Here is a 19,700-nt window from a genome sequence, read left to right as displayed (position 1 = left end):
AAAAGGCAATATTGATTAACGGATATTGAATTGGCGTATCGTTTTGTTGCTTAATCGATGGCAACAGAGACAGGTTTACAAGAGATACGGCAATGAAAAAACAGTTTATCCAAAAACAACAACAAATCAGCCAGGTCAAATCCTTCTTCTCCCGCCAGCTGGAACAGCAGCTCGGTCTGATCGAAGTGCAGGCCCCGATCCTTAGCCGCCTGGGCGACGGCACGCAGGATAACCTCTCCGGCAGCGAGAAAGCGGTGCAGGTCAAAGTCAAAACTTTGCCGGACGCCACCTTCGAAGTGGTGCACTCACTGGCGAAATGGAAACGCAAAACCCTGGGCAGCTACGATTTCGGTGCCGGCGAAGGCCTGTATACCCATATGAAGGCGCTGCGCCCGGATGAAGACCGCCTGACGCCAATCCACTCGGTGTACGTCGATCAGTGGGACTGGGAGCGGGTGATGGGCGACGGTGAGCGCGGTCTGGACTATCTGAAAAGTACCGTGCGCAGCATTTACGCCGCGATCAAGGCGACGGAAGCGGAAGTCAGCCGTGAGCATGGCCTGACCCCGTTCCTGCCGGAACAGATCCACTTCGTGCACAGCGAAACCCTGCTGCAGCGCTATCCGGATCTGGACGCCAAAGGGCGTGAGCGGGCGATCGCCAAAGAATTGGGCGCGGTGTTCCTGATCGGCATCGGCGGCAAGCTGTCGCACGGCAAATCGCACGATGTGCGTGCGCCGGATTATGATGACTGGACCACGCCGACGGCGGATGGCCTGGCGGGCCTGAACGGCGATATCGTGGTGTGGAACCCGGTGCTGCAGGACGCTTTCGAGCTTTCTTCCATGGGCATCCGCGTCGACGCCACGGCGCTGAAACATCAGCTGGCGCTGACCGGCGATGAAGATCGCATGAAGCTGGAATGGCATCAGTCGTTGCTGCGCGGCGATATGCCGCAGACCATCGGCGGCGGCATCGGTCAGTCGCGTTTGGTGATGTTGCTGTTGCAGCTGTCGCATATCGGCCAGGTGCAGTGCGGCGTGTGGTCACCGGAAGTGCGCGGCGCGGTTGAAGGCCTGCTCTGATTCTGCCTAGCGCCGCCAGCGGCGCATCAACCGGCTTTTCAACCCGGTATCGAAGCGCCAGATGTGATCGAAGATGCGCATGATGCCGGGTTTGCCGTAGGCGGACATCGCCACCGCGTGGAAACGCTGCTGGTGGCTTTGCTGCTGCTGTTTCACCTTCTTTATTACCTCCTCCGGCAACCGCTGGGCGATAAAATCAGAAATGATCACCGCATCGGCATCGAACCAGCCGCTCTCCGCCATTTTGGTGACGGTGGCGTTCAGGCAGGCCGCCAGATCGGTGCCGCCGCGAAACTGCTGGCCGAGAAAACGCACTGCCTGCTCAATGCCGCTGGCGGCGGTGAGTTCGTAATGTACGATCTGGTTGGCGAACAGCATGATGTAGCAGCGGCGGTTGTCCGCCAGCGCAATGCGCAGCAGCGCCAGACAGAACGCCTTGGCGCACTGTTCGTTGAAGCCGCCCATCGATCCTGAGGTGTCCACGCAGACGATAAACGGCCCGCGCGGCTGCTGATCCTGCTGCTGGTGGATGACCTGACGGATCAGGATCTGTTCCTGCCAGACGTCGCCCTGCAGGCGGTAGCTCAGCAGTCGCTTTTCCAGCAGGCGGCGATAAAACTCGAATTCCAGCTCTTCAATCCCCAGCGTCGCCAGCTCCGGCGGCAGCAGGCGCAGAATGTCGTCGCTTTGATGAATGCCGCTCACTTCTTCCGGCAGCGTGGCCGGCACCTGCACCATGACCCTGAACGGCTCCGGCTGCGCGTCCTGTTGCGGCACCGCCTTGGCCTGATAGCTGCGGCCCAGCTGCTGCGCCAGCTTTTTCAGCTCCGGCTGCTGCTGCAAAAAGTTGCCGTACTCCACCAGCCGCTGGTAATCGCCGCGCTGCAGCTGGCCTTTGCTCATGTCCCACAGCCTGCCGGCGGCGGTGTCGTTTTCCGACAGCAGCGGTTCCAGCGCGCCGCTCAGCGCCAGGCGTTCCTGCAGTTCCGCCATCAGCTGCTCGCGCTCTTGTTCCAGCAGCTGGTGGTGCAACATGGTGGCCTGTAGCGTCAGGCTGATGCGCCAGCGCTGCAGAAACAGCGTTTGAAAACTGTCGTCCAACGGATGATTGGGCAGATCGGCGGCGTCCACCAGCGCGCGCGCCTGTTCATAAAACGGGGAAACCAGCTGGCGCAGCAGCTCCATCGTGTCGTTGAGGTTGTGATAGAACTGGGTATTGTTCTCCAACTGGCACTGTTGGTAGCGGTAAAATTCCTGTGCCAGCGCCGGCGGCACCATGGCCTCCTGCAAACGCTCCTTTAGCTGCAGCTTCCAGCGCGGCAGATCGCGATCCAGCGCCCGCCGTAGGGCCGGAAACTTTTTAAAGAATACCGACAGCTGCGGCGCGGCCAGCATGCCGACGATCATCTCCTCGATCATCTCGCCTTCGGTGATCGCCAGCAGCAGATCGAGCGTCTCCAGACTGAGCATGGTTACTGGCCGCGCATTTGCTGCTGTTGCTGTTTAACCTGTTCCGCGACCTGCAGCAGACTGGCTTCGATCTTGGCCAGACCGGCGGCGGACGTGAACAGGCAGGGCTGATGTTGGCTGAAGGCGCGGCGCTGTTCCTCCAGGCGCTGGGCCAATGCGTCCATTTCATCCAGCAGCGCCTGCGGCGTAGCGGTAGCCTGTTTGCCCGGCAGCGCCAGCAGCGACGGCTGGCGGCTGACGTCCAACACCGTCAGGTGCAGTTGGTCATCGACGTCCAAATCGATCGGCTGCGCGAAGCCGATGCCGTTCAACTTGGCGCGCACGTCGCCGCCTTTTTGCAGCCAGGTGTCCAGCGCGCTGCTTTCGATGCTCAGATGATTGACCTGAATGTCATGCAGCTGCAGCGGTTTTTGCAGCAGCAGGGTGAGGGTGCCGCCGGCGAACGGTGTGGCCGGTGCGTATTGCGGTTTGCGGCTGAACATCCCGCCTTTTTTCACCAGGCTGATGGCCTGTCGGTCGCTTTGTTGCTGCTGGTCCTGCATCCAGCGGGTATGGATCTGTTGCAGTTGGATCAACATCGACTGCTGCTGATAGGCCGATTCGGTCAGCAGTTGATCGATCTGCTGTTGCAGCAGCTTCAGCGAGGTGAGATCGTGCCACAGGCAGTCTTTCAACAGCATCAGATCGAGCGGGGCGATGGCGTCGCGCCCGCTGAAGAAGGCGCAGGCCTGCAGCAGGCGCAGGGCTTTCTTCCAGCGCCGATCGGAGACGTACGGCGCCTGTTCCAGCGCGTCCAGCCGCTGGCGCAGTTGGAAAATCAGCTCAAAGCAGGCTTCCGGCAGCGCGACCTTATCGATCTGCGGCTGCCACTGCAGAAACTCTTCGTCGCTGACGCTCAGCGCCGCCGGCACCGGGTTTTGGCTTTCGCTCTGGCGGTTGACCAGCAGCGAGCGGAAATTCTGTTTATCCTGCACCTTGTCCAGCCACAGGCGAATCAGCATGCGGTCATACAGGGCTTCGAGGCTGCTGTCCGCTTCGGGCAGTTCGTTGGAAGCGGTGACCAGCAGGCGCAGCGGGATCGGTTCTTCGCTGTTGCCGTTGCGAAAACGCCGTTCATTGATCGCCGTCAGCAGGGTGTTGAGGATCGCCGGGCCGGCCTTCCAGATCTCGTCCAGAAACACGATCTCCGCTTCCGGCAGATAGCCGGCGGTCAGGCGTTGATAGCGCCCTTCATCTTTCAGCGCCTGAATCGAGAGCGGGCCGAAGACCTCTTCCGGCGTGGAAAAGCGCGTCATCAGGTATTCAAAAGAGCGGGCGTTGCGGAAGGCAAACTTCAGCCGGCGCGCGATCAGGCTCTTGGCGATGCCGGGCGGGCCGAGCAAGAATACGCTTTCGCCGCTCAGCGCCGCCAGCAGGCACAGGCGGATCGCCTCTTGCCGCTCATAAAGGCCGCTCTCCAGCGCGCTGCTGAGGCGGGAAATTCGTTCTGCCAGAAGGGATGATGGCGTCATATAATCGTCGTATTGTCCGAGAGTTAGCCAATCTTGGTCGATAATTCGATGATAAACCACCATTATTTTTAATGGTATAGCTTATTGATTAGTAAAAATTTTCTCAGTTGAGTCGGATATCCGGTTCACATTTTGTTTATTTTTCGGCTCTGATATAAGGGTAGGCAAGCCGTATAAATGGTGCATACTGTGCGGCTTTCTGGTGGGCGTGACGGATCTTTGAGCCCGTATTTTGCCTGATGCGGATGCATCGCTAACGGATGTTCTGATAAAGAAACGAATTATGAGCGCAGAGCATAAGCAGTCCCTATCGGCGGTAACCCTGGCTGCCATCGGCGTGGTCTACGGTGATATCGGCACCAGTCCTCTCTATACGTTGAGAGAGTGTTTCTCCGGCCATTACGGCTTCGATGTTCGTCCAGACGTGGTTTTCGGCTTCCTGTCGCTGATTTTCTGGATGCTGATCGTGATAGTTTCCCTCAAATATCTCACCTACGTGATGCGGGCGGACAACGCCGGCGAAGGCGGCATTTTGACGCTGATGTCGCTGGCCGGGCGCAATACCTCGGCGCGCACCACCGCAGTGCTGGTGATACTGGGCCTGATCGGCGGCAGCTTCTTCTATGGCGAGGTGGTGATCACCCCGGCGATCTCGGTGATGTCGGCGATAGAGGGGTTGGAAATCGCCGCGCCTGCGCTCGACGCCTATATCGTGCCGCTCTCGATTCTGGTGCTGACCCTGCTGTTCGTTATCCAAAAACACGGCACCGGCAGCGTCGGCAAGTTGTTCGCCCCGGTAATGCTGTTGTGGTTCATCGTGTTGGCGGTGCTGGGCGCGCGCAGCATCATTTCGAACCCGGAAGTGCTGCAGGCGCTGAATCCCAAATGGGCGCTCAACTTCTTTGTGGAATATAAGAAGGTGTCGTTCTTCGCGCTGGGGGCGGTGGTGCTGTCGATCACCGGCGTTGAGGCGCTGTATGCCGACATGGGGCACTTCGGCAAGTTCCCGATCCGCCTGGCCTGGTTCACCGTGGTGCTGCCTTCGCTGGTGCTCAACTACTTCGGCCAGGGGGCGTTGCTGCTGAAAAACCCTGAAGCGATCAAAAACCCATTCTTCCTGCTGGCGCCCGACTGGGCGCTGATCCCGCTGCTGATTCTGGCAACCCTGGCAACGGTCATCGCCTCGCAGGCGGTGATTTCCGGCGTCTTCTCGCTGACTCGCCAGGCGGTGCGCCTGGGGTATTTGTCGCCGATGCGCATCATTCACACCTCGGAAATGGAATCCGGCCAGATCTACATTCCGGTGATCAACTGGACGCTGTATATCTCGGTGGTGCTGGTGATCATAGGTTTCGAGCACTCCAGCAACCTGGCGGCGGCGTACGGCATCGCCGTCACCGGCACCATGGTGCTGACCAGCATTCTGGTCACTTCGGTGGCGATTAATAACTGGCACTGGAACCGCTTCCTGGCGATCGGCATCGTGACCATCTTGCTGATCATCGACGTGCCGATGTTCTCCGCCAACGCCCTGAAGCTGTTCTCCGGCGGCTGGCTGCCGCTGACCCTGGCGCTGGTGATGTTCATCATTATGACTACCTGGAAGAGCGAGCGTTTCCGCCTGTTGCGCCGTCTGCATGAGCACGGCAACTCGCTGGAGGCGATGATCGCCTCGCTGGAGAAATCGCCGCCGGTACGGGTGCCGGGCACCGCGGTCTTCTTGTCGCGCGCCACCAACGTCATTCCTTTTGCGCTGCTGCATAACCTGAAGCACAACAAAGTGCTGCATGAACGCGTGGTGCTGCTGACGCTGCGCACCGAGGATGCGCCTTACGTGCACAACGTGCGCCGGGTGACCATCGAGCAGCTGTCGCCGACCTTCTGGCGGGTGGTGGCCAGCTACGGCTGGCGCGAAACGCCGAACGTGGAGGAAGTGTTCCACCGCTGCGGGCTGGAAGGGTTGCCGTGCCGCATGTCGGAGACGTCGTTCTTCATGTCCCATGAATCGCTGATCCTCACCAAGCGGCCATGGTACCTCTACCTGCGCGGCAAACTGTTCGTTGCTCTGAGCCGCAATGCGCTGCGCGCGCCGGATCAGTTCGAAATCCCGCCGAACCGGGTCATCGAGCTCGGCACGCAGGTCGAGATCTAACCCGCCTGACAGGGGCTCAGCTAGGCTGAGCCCCTTTTGTTTGCGCTTTCTCCGTGCGCGAACGAAACGTTTCGATGACGATCACACTTCTGCATTGTCCGGGTTGCCTTCCCCTGCCGTTTTTTTACACTCCTCCAGAGAGCGAAACGTTTCGCTAGCGGAGTGAGAAGATGAAAAAAGGCGTATTACTGAATTCCGACGTGTCTGCCGTGATTGCCCGGCTGGGGCATACCGATCAGCTCACCTTGTGCGATGCGGGTTTGCCGATACCGGCGGCGACGCAGCGCATCGATCTGGCGCTGACGCAGGGCGTGCCGACCTTCATGCAGGTGTTCGCGGCGGTCACGCAAGAGATGCAGGTAGAAAGCGCCATCCTGGCGGAAGAAATCGTGAAACAAAATCCGTCGCTCCACGAGGCATTGTTGGCTGAACTGACCGCACTGGGCCAACGCCAGGGCAATACCATCGGCGTGCGTTATATCAGCCATCAGGCGTTTAAAGCGCAAACCGAGCACAGCCGGGCGGTGATCCGCAGCGGGGAGTGTTCGCCTTACGCGAACGTGATCCTGTGCGCCGGCGTAACTTTCTGAGGCGTTTATGCAACCTTTACTGCAACTGAAAGGGATTGATAAAGCCTTTCCCGGCGTGAAGGCGCTTTCCGGCGCCGCTCTCAGCGTTTATCCCGGCAAGGTGATGGCGCTGGTGGGGGAAAACGGCGCCGGGAAGTCCACCATGATGAAAGTGCTGACCGGCATCTATCAGAAAGACGCCGGCAGTCAGTATTTTCTCGGTAAAGAGGTGGCGTTCAACGGGCCTAAAGATTCGCAGGAAGCGGGCATCGGCATTATCCATCAGGAGCTGAACCTGATCCCGCAGCTGACGATTGCGGAAAACATCTTCCTCGGCCGCGAGTTCGTCAACCGTTTCGGCCGCATTGACTGGAAGCGCATGTACGCCGAGGCCGATCGCTTGCTGGCGCGCCTCAACCTGCGCTACAGCAGCCACCGGCTGGTGGGCGAGCTGTCGATTGGCGATCAGCAGATGGTGGAGATTGCCAAGGTGCTGAGCTTCGAATCGAAAGTGATCATCATGGACGAACCGACCGATGCGCTGACCGACACCGAAACCGCCTCGCTGTTCAAGGTGATCAACGAGCTGAAGGCCGAAGGGCGCGGCATCGTCTATATCTCACACCGTCTGAAAGAGATCTTTGAAATCTGCGACGACGTGACGGTATTTCGCGACGGGCAGTTCATCGCCGAGCGGCCGGTGAGCGAGCTGCAGGAAGATTCGCTGATTGAAATGATGGTCGGTCGCAAGCTGGAAGAACAATACCCGCGCCTTGATTTACCGCGCGGGGAAAAGCGGCTGGAAGTCAGTCATCTTTCCGGACCCGGCGTTGAAGACGTCAGCTTTACGCTGTATCGCGGTGAGATCCTCGGCGTGGCCGGCTTGATGGGCGCCGGGCGCACCGAATTGATGAAGATTCTGTACGGCGCCGCGCCGCGCAAGGCCGGCACCGTCAACCTCGACGGCCGCGAGGTAGTCACCCATTCGCCGCAGGATGGATTGGCGAACGGCATCGTCTATATCTCGGAAGACCGTAAGCGCGACGGCCTGGTGCTGGGCATGTCGGTAAAGGAAAACATGTCTCTGACCGCGCTGCGCTACTTCAGCCGCGCCGACGGCAGCCTGAAACAGGCCGACGAGCGGCAGGCGGTGGGGGACTTCATCCGCCTGTTCAATATCAAAACGCCGTCGATGGAGCAGCCGATAGGTCTGCTTTCCGGCGGCAATCAGCAGAAAGTGGCGATCGCCCGCGGCCTGATGACCCGGCCGAAGGTGCTGATCCTCGATGAGCCGACGCGCGGCGTCGATGTCGGGGCGAAAAAAGAGATCTATCAGTTAATCAACCAGTTCAAGCAGGAAGGGCTGAGCATCATTTTGGTGTCTTCGGAAATGCCGGAGGTGATGGGCATGAGCGATCGCATTCTGGTGATGCACGAAGGGCATCTCAGCGGCGAGTTCCCGATTGAACAGGCCACCCAGGAAGCGTTGATGGCGGCAGCCGTCGGCAAGCAATACGGCGTAAAGCAGGAGTAATCAGATATGAGTTCCCAGACTATCGCAGCTAAGCGCTGGTTCAGTAAAGAGTGGCTGTTAGAGCAGAAGTCGTTGATTGCGCTGCTGGTGCTGATCGCCGTGGTCTCTTCCATGAGCCCGAACTTCTTCACCCTGAACAACCTGTTCAATATTCTGCAGCAGACCTCGGTCAACGCCATCATGGCGGTGGGGATGACGCTGGTGATCCTCACTTCCGGCATCGATCTGTCGGTGGGATCGCTGCTGGCCCTGACCGGCGCGGTGGCGGCGTCGATCGTCGGCTTTGAAGTCAACGCGCTGGTGGCGGTGGCGGCGGCCTTGGCGCTGGGCGCCGCGATTGGCGCCTGCACCGGGGTGATCGTCGCCAAAGGCAAGGTGCAAGCCTTTATCGCTACGCTGGTGATGATGCTGCTGCTGCGCGGCGTCACCATGGTGTACACCAACGGCAGCCCGATCAATACCGGTTTCACCGACGTGGCCGACACCTTTGGTTGGTTCGGCATCGGCCGTCCGCTGGGTGTGCCTACGCCGATCTGGATCATGGCGATCGTGTTCATCGCCGCCTGGTATATGCTGCACCATACGCGCCTGGGCCGCTATATTTATGCCCTGGGCGGCAATGAAGCGGCGACACGCCTGTCCGGTATCAGCGTCGATAAAGTGAAAATTATCGTCTATTCGCTGTGCGGCCTGCTGGCGGCGCTGGCGGGGGTGATCGAAGTGGCGCGCCTCTCGTCGGCGCAGCCGACCGCCGGCACCGGCTATGAGCTGGACGCCATCGCCGCCGTGGTGCTGGGCGGCACCAGCCTGGCCGGCGGCAAGGGACGCATCGTCGGCACGCTGATCGGGGCGCTGATCCTCGGTTTTCTGAACAACGGCCTGAATTTACTGGGTGTTTCTTCCTACTACCAAATGATCGTGAAGGCAGTGGTGATACTGCTGGCGGTTCTGGTAGATAACAAAAGCAACAAGTAACCTCCCCCTACAGGAATCACGATGATGAAAATGAAAAAACTGGCAACCTTAGCTTCCGCCATCGCGTTGAGCGCCACCTTGAGCGCCAATGCCATGGCCAAAGACACCATCGCGCTGGTGGTGTCCACCCTCAACAACCCGTTCTTCGTCTCGATGAAGGATGGGGCGCAGCAAGAGGCCAACAAGCTGGGTTATAACCTGGTGGTGCTGGATTCCCAAAACAACCCGGCGAAAGAGCTGGCCAACGTGCAGGATCTGATGGTGCGGGCGCCCAAGCTGCTGTTGATCAACCCGACCGACTCCGATGCGGTGGGCAACGCCATCAAGATGGCCAACCAGGCTAAGATCCCGGTCATCACGCTGGACCGCGTGGCGAGCAAGGGTGAAGTGGTGAGCCATATCGCTTCGGATAACCGCGTGGGCGGCAAAATGGCCGGCGACTTCATCGCCAAGAAAGCGGGCGCCGACGCCAAGGTGATTCAGCTGGAAGGCATTGCCGGCACCTCCGCCGCGCGGGAACGCGGCGAAGGCTTTAAACAGTCGCTGGATCAGAATAAATTCAAGCTGCTGGCCAGCCAGCCGGCCGATTTCGACCGCACCAAGGGCCTGAACGTGATGCAGAACCTGCTGACCGCTCACCCGGATGTGCAGGCGGTATTTGCCCAGAACGATGAAATGGCGCTGGGCGCGCTGCGTGCGCTGCAAACCGCCGGTAAAACCGACGTGATCGTGGTAGGCTTCGACGGCACCGCCGACGGCGTGAAAGCGGTTGAAGGCGGCAAGCTGGCGGCGACCGTGGCGCAGCGTCCCGATCAGATCGGCGTGATAGGCGTGGAAACCGCCGATAAAGTGCTGAAAGGCGAAAAAGTGCCGGCGACCATTCCGGTCGATTTGAAACTGGTCACTCAGTAAGTCATACCAGCGCCATCGGGACGGGGCGTTTACGATGGCGCGCAATTCAGGAATCAATGTGATGGAAACAGGTAAGCTGGTGGTTCTGGGCAGCATCAATGCCGACCATATCCTCAATATTGAACAATTCCCCCACCCGGGCGAAACGGTGATCGGGAAGCAGTATAAGGTGGCGTTTGGCGGCAAGGGCGCGAATCAGGCGGTGGCGGCCGGGCGCAGTGGGGCGGAGATCGCCTTTATCGCCTGCGTGGGCGCCGACGATATCGGCGAGCGTGTCCGCCGGCAGCTGGCGAGCGATCGCATTGATACCCAACCGATTGAAGCCATCGCCGACAGCACCACCGGCGTGGCGCTGATCTTCGTCAATGCCGAAGGCGAGAACGTGATCGGCATCAATGCCGGCGCCAACGCCGCGGTGACGCCGGATTACCTGGCGCGCTACCGGCAAAAAGTCATCGACGCCGACGCCCTGCTGATGCAGCTGGAGTCGCCGCTGGAGACGGTGATCGCCGCCGCCCGCTTGGCCAAGCAACATCAAACGCAGGTGATCCTCAACCCGGCCCCGGCGCGCGAGCTGCCGGACGAGCTGCTGGGGATGATTGATATGATCACCCCGAATGAAACCGAAGCGCAGCGCCTGACAGGCATCGCCGTGGACAGCGACGCCGATGCGGCGCGCGCGGCGCAGGCGCTGCACGACAAAGGCATCGCGACGGTGATCATCACCCTCGGCAGCCGCGGCGTGTGGCTGAGCGAAAACGGCAACGGCAAACGGGTGCCCGGCTTCAAAGTGCAAGCGGTGGATACCATCGCCGCCGGCGATACCTTTAACGGCGCGCTGGTCACTGCTCTGTTGGAAGGCAAGGTCATGGCCGACGCGGTGCGTTTCGCCCATGCGGCGGCGGCGATCGCCGTCACCCGCCCCGGCGCGCAGCCTTCGGTGCCGTGGCGCGAAGAGATCGACGCCTTCTTGCAGCAACAGGGGTGATCCTTTGGCCACCATGAAAGATGTCGCCCGCCTGGCGGGCGTTTCAACCTCTACCGTTTCGCATGTGGTCAACAACAATCGCTTTGTCAGCGACAGCGTGCGCGACAAGGTCATGGCGGCCGTGGAACAGTTGAACTATGCGCCTTCTGCGCTGGCGCGCAGCCTGAAGCTTAATCAGACCCGCACCATCGGCATGCTGGTGACCGCCAGCAACAACCCGTTTTATGCTGAAGTGGTGCGCGGCGTGGAGCGCAGCTGCTATGAACGCGGCTACAGTCTGATCCTGTGCAATACCGAAGAAGACGCCGCGCGCATGAACCGCAGTATGGAGACGCTGCTGCAAAAGCGCGTCGACGGTTTGCTGTTGATGTGCACCGAAAATCACCGGCCATCTCAGGATGCCCTGAGTCGCTACCCGTCATTGCCGATCGTGATGATGGACTGGGCGCCGTTCGAGGGCGCGAACGACATTATTCAGGATAACTCGCTGCTGGGCGGCGAGATGGCGACCGATCATCTGATCGCTCGCGGCTACCGCAAGATCGCCTGCATCGCCGGCCCGCAGGATAAAACCACCGCTCGTCACCGGCTGGAAGGCTATCGCAATGCGATGCGGCGCGCCGGATTACCGATCCCGCCAGGGTATGAAGTGCATTGCGACTTTGAGTTTGAAGGCGGCGTGACCGCCATGCGCCAACTGCTGGCGCTGGAAGAGCCGCCGCATGCGGTGTTCGCCGGCAACGACGCGGTGGCGGTAGGCGTTTATCAGGCGCTGTATCAGGCCGGGCTTTCCGTGCCGCAGGATATGGCGGTGATGGGGTACGATGACATTGAACTGGCGCGTTATCTGGCGCCGCCGCTGAGCACCATTCATCAACCGAAGGATTCGCTGGGCGAGCTGGCGATCGATGCGCTGATCAACCGCCTGCAAAACCCGGAGCGCGCGCCCCAGGTGCTGGTGTTGACGCCCGAGCTGGTGGAACGCGCCTCGGTGGGCCGCCGTTAACTGGCCGCCTTCGCTTCTTTCTTGCTTTCCTGGCCGCTGATCAAGTTGCGGCCATCTTTCCTTCTCAGCAACATAAATACCAGCGCCGACGCCACGGTGACGATCCCCATGGTGATAAAGGTGTAATGGAAGTGGTCGATCATAGTGCCTAACGACAGGGATTCGTAAAAACGCAGCACCGCCGCGCTGATCGCGACGCCGAAACTGATGGACAGCTGTTGGGTGACCGCCAGGACGCTGTTGCCGGCGCTGGCGTTGGCGTCGTTCAAATCCGCCAGGCTGATGGTATTCATGGCGGTGAACTGGGTGGACATCGCCATGCCCAGTACGAACAGCGGCAGGATCATCAGCCACAGCGGCATGCCTGGGCTCTGCAGGGCGAACTGCGCGATCAGCGCTCCGATGATAACGGTGATGCCGACCAGCGTTTTACGGTAGCCGAACCAGCGCAACACCTGAGTGACGGTGGATTTCGCCATCAGCGAGCCGATGGCGGTCGGCGCCATCATGCAGCCGGCGACGATCGCCGTGTAGCCAAATCCCACCTGCAGCATGAGCGGCATCAAAAACGGCACGCAGCCGGTGCCCAACCTGGATGCGACGTTACCGGCGATGCCGACCGAGAAGGTGCGGGTTTTGAACAGGTCGAGGCCGATCAGCGGCTGAGGATGACGGCGGGCGTGCGCGATGTAGCCGAACAGCATCACGAAGCCGCTGAGCAGAATGCCCAGCGAAACGTAGCTCGCCAGCACCCGCTCGCCAAACAGTTCCAGCCCGGTGGAGATCAGCACCAGGCTCAGGCCGAACAGCATAAAACCCAGAAAATCGAAGCGGCGCTTGGGCGTGGTGAAGTCCGGCATGTATTTGCGCGCATAGAAGATGCCGAGCAGGCCGATAGGGATATTGATCAGGAAAATCCAATGCCAGGTGGCGTAGGTCACCAGCCAGCCGCCCAGCAGCGGCCCCAGAATCGGCCCGACCAGGCCGGGCATGGTGACGAAGTTCAGCACCGGCAGCAGTTCGCTGCGCGGGTAGGCGCGCAGCAGCGCCAGTCGCGCGACCGGCATCATCATCGCGCCGCCGATGCCCTGCAGCACGCGAGAGGCAACCAGTACGCTCAACGTGGGGGAGAGGGCGCACAACAGCGAACCGAGGGTGAATAACGTGACGGCGAAGATGAACACGCGGCGGGTGCCGAAGCGGTCCGCCAGCCAACCGCTGACCGGGATCAGCATCGCCACCGTCAGCGTATAGCTGATGACGGCAGATTGCATCGCCAGCGGCGAGTGCCCGAGGCTGTGGGCGATCGCCGGCAGCGCCGTGTTGAGGATGGTGGCGTCCAGCGCCTGCATAAAGAACGCCATTGCGGCGATCCACGGGAGTCCTGCCATACTGCGCGCGGATTGGGTCATGGTCGGTCCTGGTTAAATGGTCGTCTCTCCCTCATCTCTTTCTTCTATCTATAAGCGGGGAGCGTGTCTAGTCTTTCTCTTTCAGCAAAACTTGGCAGGCGACGAGGGCGCCTGCGCTGTCTCCGGCGAGTATCGCATCGACGATAGCCTGATGGTGGCGCAGCTTGATCACTTCATTGCCGGTGATGGCGCGGAAGTAACTCTGATACACCGAACTGAACAGGTTAGCGAACGAGGTCAGGAACGGATTGCCGCTGGCCTCGTAGATGAGCTGGTGGAATTGAGTATCGACCTGGATCCAGCGCTCGCGATCAAACTGGGTATGCAGCGCGCGCATCTCCGCCATCAGTTCCGCCAGCAGTTTGGTTTGCTGCGGGCTGGCGTGGTCTGCCGCCAACGCGCAGGCCTGCGGTTCCAACGAAGTGCGCAATATAAGGAAGTGTTGCATCACCTGATCGAAGTTTTCCCGCGTCATCCACCAGGTCAGTAAATCCTGATCGAGGAAATTCCATTGGCTTTGCGGCATCACGCGGGTGCCAATGCGCGGGCGCGGCAACAACATGCCTTTGGCGGCTAACATCTTTACCGCTTCGCGCACTGCGGTGCGGCTGACGCCGAATTGCTCGCCCAGTTCCATTTCACCGGGCAGGATGCTGCCGGCCTGATAATCGCCTGCCAGAATTTGTTGGCCGAGTTTCTCTGCAAGCAGATAAGAAAGATTGCGTTGGGCGGCCTGTTGTTGTGCATTTAATGGCATGGCTGCGGATCCTTACTGACTTCGTTTCTTCTATTTTACTCCAGTGATCGCCAGCTTTTATGGCTGTTTGCCTGAAAAAGTGACATAAATTCGCCGCTTTTTCGCTCTTTTGCCGAAAAAATCCGCGCTTGAAAAGTTTTTTGCATTTAGGGGTTGCGGCCTGCCGAGAACTCCCTATAATGCGCCTCCACTGACCGGGAACAACGACTGACAATCCGCCGGGTCAGCGAGAAGAAAGCGAAATAAACGCTTGACTCTCCGGGTGAAAAGCGTAATATACGCAGCCCGCGCCGATGAGTTTCTCGGTGCTGCTCTTTAACAATTTATCAGACAATCTGTGTGGGCACTCCACAAGACGATATCCAGCATCTTCGGATGCAAAAAAATATCAAGTCTTGAAGAGTGACTAACTGAAGTAAAATTCATGCAGTAAATCTTTGAGCACCGCTTCTCGAGTGGAAGCAAATCAAGCTTTTAATTGAAGAGTTTGATCATGGCTCAGATTGAACGCTGGCGGCAGGCTTAACACATGCAAGTCGAGCGGTAGCACAGGGGAGCTTGCTCCCCGGGTGACGAGCGGCGGACGGGTGAGTAATGTCTGGGAAACTGCCTGATGGAGGGGGATAACTACTGGAAACGGTAGCTAATACCGCATAACGTCGCAAGACCAAAGAGGGGGACCTTCGGGCCTCTTGCCATCAGATGTGCCCAGATGGGATTAGCTAGTAGGTGGGGTAATGGCTCACCTAGGCGACGATCCCTAGCTGGTCTGAGAGGATGACCAGCCACACTGGAACTGAGACACGGTCCAGACTCCTACGGGAGGCAGCAGTGGGGAATATTGCACAATGGGCGCAAGCCTGATGCAGCCATGCCGCGTGTGTGAAGAAGGCCTTCGGGTTGTAAAGCACTTTCAGCGAGGAGGAAGGTGGTGAGCCTAATACGCTCATCAATTGACGTTACTCGCAGAAGAAGCACCGGCTAACTCCGTGCCAGCAGCCGCGGTAATACGGAGGGTGCAAGCGTTAATCGGAATTACTGGGCGTAAAGCGCACGCAGGCGGTTTGTTAAGTCAGATGTGAAATCCCCGGGCTCAACCTGGGAACTGCATTTGAAACTGGCAAGCTAGAGTCTCGTAGAGGGGGGTAGAATTCCAGGTGTAGCGGTGAAATGCGTAGAGATCTGGAGGAATACCGGTGGCGAAGGCGGCCCCCTGGACGAAGACTGACGCTCAGGTGCGAAAGCGTGGGGAGCAAACAGGATTAGATACCCTGGTAGTCCACGCTGTAAACGATGTCGATTTGGAGGTTGTGCCCTTGAGGCGTGGCTTCCGGAGCTAACGCGTTAAATCGACCGCCTGGGGAGTACGGCCGCAAGGTTAAAACTCAAATGAATTGACGGGGGCCCGCACAAGCGGTGGAGCATGTGGTTTAATTCGATGCAACGCGAAGAACCTTACCTACTCTTGACATCCAGAGAACTTAGCAGAGATGCTTTGGTGCCTTCGGGAACTCTGAGACAGGTGCTGCATGGCTGTCGTCAGCTCGTGTTGTGAAATGTTGGGTTAAGTCCCGCAACGAGCGCAACCCTTATCCTTTGTTGCCAGCGGTTCGGCCGGGAACTCAAAGGAGACTGCCAGTGATAAACTGGAGGAAGGTGGGGATGACGTCAAGTCATCATGGCCCTTACGAGTAGGGCTACACACGTGCTACAATGGCGTATACAAAGAGAAGCGACCTCGCGAGAGCAAGCGGACCTCATAAAGTACGTCGTAGTCCGGATTGGAGTCTGCAACTCGACTCCATGAAGTCGGAATCGCTAGTAATCGTAGATCAGAATGCTACGGTGAATACGTTCCCGGGCCTTGTACACACCGCCCGTCACACCATGGGAGTGGGTTGCAAAAGAAGTAGGTAGCTTAACCTTCGGGAGGGCGCTTACCACTTTGTGATTCATGACTGGGGTGAAGTCGTAACAAGGTAACCGTAGGGGAACCTGCGGTTGGATCACCTCCTTACCTAAAGATATTAGTTCGCGTGGCGTGCTCACACAGATTGTCTGATGAAAAAGTAACGAGCAAAAGCGTCATAAAAGTACGGTGTCGTGTCCCCTTCGTCTAGAGGCCTAGGACACCGCCCTTTCACGGCGGTAACAGGGGTTCGAATCCCCTAGGGGACGCCAAGCTTCCGACCCACCCGGTGAAAGCGGCGGTCTCAAGTATCTGACGATACACCATATCTTAAAGATGACTTCCGAGTCATGTTTAAGATATTGCTCTTTAACAATCTGGAACAAGCTGAAAATTGAAACATGACGGCTGAAATTTATCCCTCCGTAGATGTACTGGGATAAAGAGTAACCTGTCATAGAGTCTCTCAAATGTTTGCAGCGCGAACGATGGAAACATCTTCGGGTTGTGAGGTTAAGTGACTAAGCGTACACGGTGGATGCCTAGGCAGTCAGAGGCGATGAAGGGCGTGCTAATCTGCGAAAAGCGTCGGTAAGGTGATATGAACCGTTACAACCGGCGATACCCGAATGGGGAAACCCAGTGTGTTTCGACACACTATCATGTCATGAATACATAGTGGCATGAGGCGAACCGGGGGAACTGAAACATCTAAGTACCCCGAGGAAAAGAAATCAACCGAGATTCCCCCAGTAGCGGCGAGCGAACGGGGAGGAGCCCAGAACCTGAATCGGCTTGTGTGTTAGTGGAAGCGTCTGGAAAGTCGCGCAGCAAAGGGTGATAGCCCCGTACACTAAAATGCACAGGTCGTGAGTTCGATGAGTAGGGCGGGACACGTGACATCCTGTCTGAATATGGGGGGACCATCCTCCAAGGCTAAATACTCCTGACTGACCGATAGTGAACCAGTACCGTGAGGGAAAGGCGAAAAGAACCCCGGCGAGGGGAGTGAAATAGAACCTGAAACCGTGTACGTACAAGCAGTGGGAGCACCTTCGTGGTGTGACTGCGTACCTTTTGTATAATGGGTCAGCGACTTATATTTTGTAGCAAGGTTAACCGTATAGGGGAGCCGTAGGGAAACCGAGTCTTAACTGGGCGATTAGTTGCAAGGTATAGACCCGAAACCCGGTGATCTAGCCATGGGCAGGTTGAAGGTTGGGTAACACTAACTGGAGGACCGAACCGACTAATGTTGAAAAATTAGCGGATGACTTGTGGCTGGGGGTGAAAGGCCAATCAAACCGGGAGATAGCTGGTTCTCCCCGAAAGCTATTTAGGTAGCGCCTCGTGAACTCATCTTCGGGGGTAGAGCACTGTTTCGGCTAGGGGGCCATCCCGGCTTACCAAACCGATGCAAACTCCGAATACCGAAGAATGTTATCACGGGAGACACACGGCGGGTGCTAACGTCCGTCGTGAAGAGGGAAACAACCCAGACCGCCAGCTAAGGTCCCAAAGTCATGGTTAAGTGGGAAACGATGTGGGAAGGCATAGACAGCCAGGATGTTGGCTTAGAAGCAGCCATCATTTAAAGAAAGCGTAATAGCTCACTGGTCGAGTCGGCCTGCGCGGAAGATGTAACGGGGCTAAACCATGCACCGAAGCTGCGGCAGCGACGCTTAGGCGTTGTTGGGTAGGGGAGCGTTCTGTAAGCCGTTGAAGGTGGCCTGTGAGGGTTGCTGGAGGTATCAGAAGTGCGAATGCTGACATAAGTAACGATAAAGCGGGTGAAAAGCCCGCTCGCCGGAAGACCAAGGGTTCCTGTCCAACGTTAATCGGGGCAGGGTGAGTCGACCCCTAAGGCGAGGCTGAAAAGCGTAGTCGATGGGAAACAGGTTAATATTCCTGTACTTGGTGTTACTGCGAAGGGGGGACGGAGAAGGCTAGGCTGGCCGGGCGACGGTTGTCCCGGTTTAAGCGTGTAGGGGGTGTGACCTGGTAAATCCGGTTGCATACTAACCCTGAGGCGTGATGACGATGCACTACGGTGCAGAAGTAGTTGATGCCCTGCTTCCAGGAAAATCCTCTAAGCTCCAGGTAACATTAAATCGTACCCCAAACCGACACAGGTGGTCAGGTAGAGAATACCAAGGCGCTTGAGAGAACTCGGGTGAAGGAACTAGGCAAAATGGTGCCGTAACTTCGGGAGAAGGCACGCTGGCATGTAGGTGAAGTCCCTTGCGGATGGAGCTGAAGCCAGTCGAAGATACCAGCTGGCTGCAACTGTTTAATAAAAACACAGCACTGTGCAAACACGAAAGTGGACGTATACGGTGTGACGCCTGCCCGGTGCTGGAAGGTTAATTGATGGGGTCAGCCGCAAGGCGAAGCTCTTGATCGAAGCCCCAGTAAACGGCGGCCGTAACTATAACGGTCCTAAGGTAGCGAAATTCCTTGTCGGGTAAGTTCCGACCTGCACGAATGGCGTAATGATGGCCAGGCTGTCTCCACCCGAGACTCAGTGAAATTGAACTCGCTGTGAAGATGCAGTGTACCCGCGGCAAGACGGAAAGACCCCGTGAACCTTTACTATAGCTTGACACTGAACATTGAGCCTTGATGTGTAGGATAGGTGGGAGGCTTTGAAGCGTGGACGCCAGTCTGCGTGGAGCCATCCTTGAAATACCACCCTTTAATGTTTGATGTTCTAACTCGGCCCCGTGATCCGGGGTGAGGACAGTGTCTGGTGGGTAGTTTGACTGGGGCGGTCTCCTCCCAAAGAGTAACGGAGGAGCACGAAGGTTAGCTAATCACGGTCGGACATCGTGAGGTTAGTGCAAAGGCATAAGCTAGCTTGACTGCGAGAGTGACGGCTCGAGCAGGTACGAAAGTAGGTCTTAGTGATCCGGTGGTTCTGAATGGAAGGGCCATCGCTCAACGGATAAAAGGTACTCCGGGGATAACAGGCTGATACCGCCCAAGAGTTCATATCGACGGCGGTGTTTGGCACCTCGATGTCGGCTCATCACATCCTGGGGCTGAAGTAGGTCCCAAGGGTATGGCTGTTCGCCATTTAAAGTGGTACGCGAGCTGGGTTTAGAACGTCGTGAGACAGTTCGGTCCCTATCTGCCGTGGGCGTTGGAAGATTGAGAGGGGTTGCTCCTAGTACGAGAGGACCGGAGTGAACGCACCACTGGTGTTCGGGTTGTCATGCCAATGGCATTGCCCGGTAGCTAAGTGCGGAAAAGATAAGCGCTGAAAGCATCTAAGCGCGAAACTTGCCTCAAGATGAGTCTTCCCTGGGCCTTCAAGGCCCCTGAAGGAACGTTTAAGACTAAGACGTTGATAGGCTGGGTGTGTAAGTGCAGCGATGCATTGAGCTAACCAGTACTAATGATCCGTGAGGCTTAACCTTA

12 protein-coding genes, 1 tRNA gene and 2 rRNA genes are annotated in these 19,700 nt (G+C 58.1%); 11 read left to right on the top strand and 4 right to left on the bottom strand.

Annotation, left to right across the window (positions count from 1 at the left end):
- Window positions 1-92: 92 nt before the first annotated feature.
- Entirely contained in the window at window positions 93-1,085 is a 993-nt protein-coding gene (gene asnA, locus ACMGG9_RS23455; RefSeq protein WP_033652329.1) for an aspartate--ammonia ligase, read from the top strand.
- A 6-nt stretch (window positions 1,086-1,091) separates the two neighbouring features.
- Here the strand turns inward: asnA and viaA are convergent, their stop codons facing one another.
- Both viaA and ravA read right to left on the bottom strand, forming a co-directional pair.
- A complete protein-coding gene (gene viaA / locus ACMGG9_RS23450) occupies window positions 1,092-2,555 on the bottom strand; it encodes an ATPase RavA stimulator ViaA (RefSeq protein WP_108682227.1) in 1,464 nt (487 codons plus the stop codon).
- 2 nt (window positions 2,556-2,557) lie between these two features.
- Window positions 2,558-4,066 (bottom strand): ATPase RavA, encoded by a 1,509-nt coding sequence (gene ravA / locus ACMGG9_RS23445; protein WP_414161752.1) that lies wholly within the window; start codon window positions 4,064-4,066, stop codon window positions 2,558-2,560.
- 283 nt (window positions 4,067-4,349) lie between these two features.
- Between ravA and kup the strand changes: the two genes are divergently transcribed.
- The 7 genes from kup to rbsR all read left to right on the top strand — a co-directional run bounded on the left by kup (window position 4,350) and on the right by rbsR (window position 12,202).
- The gene (gene kup, locus ACMGG9_RS23440; protein ID WP_213587979.1) at window positions 4,350-6,218 is read left to right on the top strand and encodes a low affinity potassium transporter Kup; all 1,869 of its coding nucleotides are present in this window, start codon (window positions 4,350-4,352) and stop codon (window positions 6,216-6,218) included.
- Between the two features lie 170 nt (window positions 6,219-6,388).
- Window positions 6,389-6,808, top strand: a complete 420-nt coding sequence (gene rbsD / locus ACMGG9_RS23435) for a D-ribose pyranase (RefSeq protein WP_033645162.1) — start codon at window positions 6,389-6,391, stop codon at window positions 6,806-6,808.
- 7 nt (window positions 6,809-6,815) lie between these two features.
- Complete coding sequence (rbsA, locus tag ACMGG9_RS23430; protein ID WP_033652332.1) at window positions 6,816-8,321, top strand: ribose ABC transporter ATP-binding protein RbsA; 1,506 nt, start codon at window positions 6,816-6,818, stop codon at window positions 8,319-8,321.
- Window positions 8,322-8,327: 6 nt separating this feature from the next.
- Window positions 8,328-9,296 (top strand): ribose ABC transporter permease, encoded by a 969-nt coding sequence (gene rbsC / locus ACMGG9_RS23425; protein ID WP_033652333.1) that lies wholly within the window; start codon window positions 8,328-8,330, stop codon window positions 9,294-9,296.
- A 24-nt stretch (window positions 9,297-9,320) separates the two neighbouring features.
- A complete protein-coding gene (rbsB, locus tag ACMGG9_RS23420) occupies window positions 9,321-10,208 on the top strand; it encodes a ribose ABC transporter substrate-binding protein RbsB (RefSeq protein WP_028128068.1) in 888 nt (295 codons plus the stop codon).
- A gap of 61 nt (window positions 10,209-10,269) precedes the next feature.
- Window positions 10,270-11,196, top strand: coding sequence for a ribokinase (rbsK, locus tag ACMGG9_RS23415; RefSeq protein ID WP_069100087.1), 927 nt, complete (start codon window positions 10,270-10,272; stop codon window positions 11,194-11,196).
- A gap of 4 nt (window positions 11,197-11,200) precedes the next feature.
- A complete protein-coding gene (gene rbsR / locus ACMGG9_RS23410) occupies window positions 11,201-12,202 on the top strand; it encodes a ribose operon transcriptional repressor RbsR (RefSeq protein WP_042785608.1) in 1,002 nt (333 codons plus the stop codon).
- Here the strand turns inward: rbsR and mdtD are convergent.
- Together mdtD and ACMGG9_RS23400 are read right to left on the bottom strand one after the other, a co-directional pair.
- The gene (gene mdtD, locus ACMGG9_RS23405; RefSeq protein ID WP_033645165.1) at window positions 12,199-13,614 is read right to left on the bottom strand and encodes a multidrug transporter subunit MdtD; all 1,416 of its coding nucleotides are present in this window, start codon (window positions 13,612-13,614) and stop codon (window positions 12,199-12,201) included. The two genes, rbsR and mdtD, sit on opposite strands and share 4 nt — an antisense overlap.
- Before the next feature lie 67 nt (window positions 13,615-13,681).
- Window positions 13,682-14,371, bottom strand: coding sequence for a FadR/GntR family transcriptional regulator (locus ACMGG9_RS23400; protein ID WP_033652336.1), 690 nt, complete (start codon window positions 14,369-14,371; stop codon window positions 13,682-13,684).
- Window positions 14,372-14,846: 475 nt separating this feature from the next.
- On the opposite strand from ACMGG9_RS23400, the gene ACMGG9_RS23395 reads away from it, so the two are divergent.
- The 3 genes from ACMGG9_RS23395 (at window position 14,847) to ACMGG9_RS23385 (ending at window position 19,699) form a co-directional block, all read left to right on the top strand.
- Window positions 14,847-16,388, top strand: a 16S ribosomal RNA gene (locus ACMGG9_RS23395).
- Window positions 16,389-16,476: 88 nt separating this feature from the next.
- Window positions 16,477-16,552 (top strand) — tRNA-Glu (locus ACMGG9_RS23390).
- Between the two features lie 239 nt (window positions 16,553-16,791).
- Window positions 16,792-19,699: ribosomal RNA gene (locus ACMGG9_RS23385) — 23S ribosomal RNA — on the top strand.
- The 16S and 23S rRNA genes sit together here with 1 tRNA gene alongside, the layout of an rRNA operon.
- Window position 19,700 lies beyond the last annotated feature (1 nt).

Source organism: Serratia sp. BNK-10 (genome assembly GCF_047456065.1).
Taxonomy (GTDB): Bacteria; Pseudomonadota; Gammaproteobacteria; order Enterobacterales; family Enterobacteriaceae; genus Serratia; species Serratia ureilytica.
The sequence above is the reverse complement of the archived record's forward strand: the minus strand, read 5'-3'. Positions and strand labels throughout refer to the sequence as shown.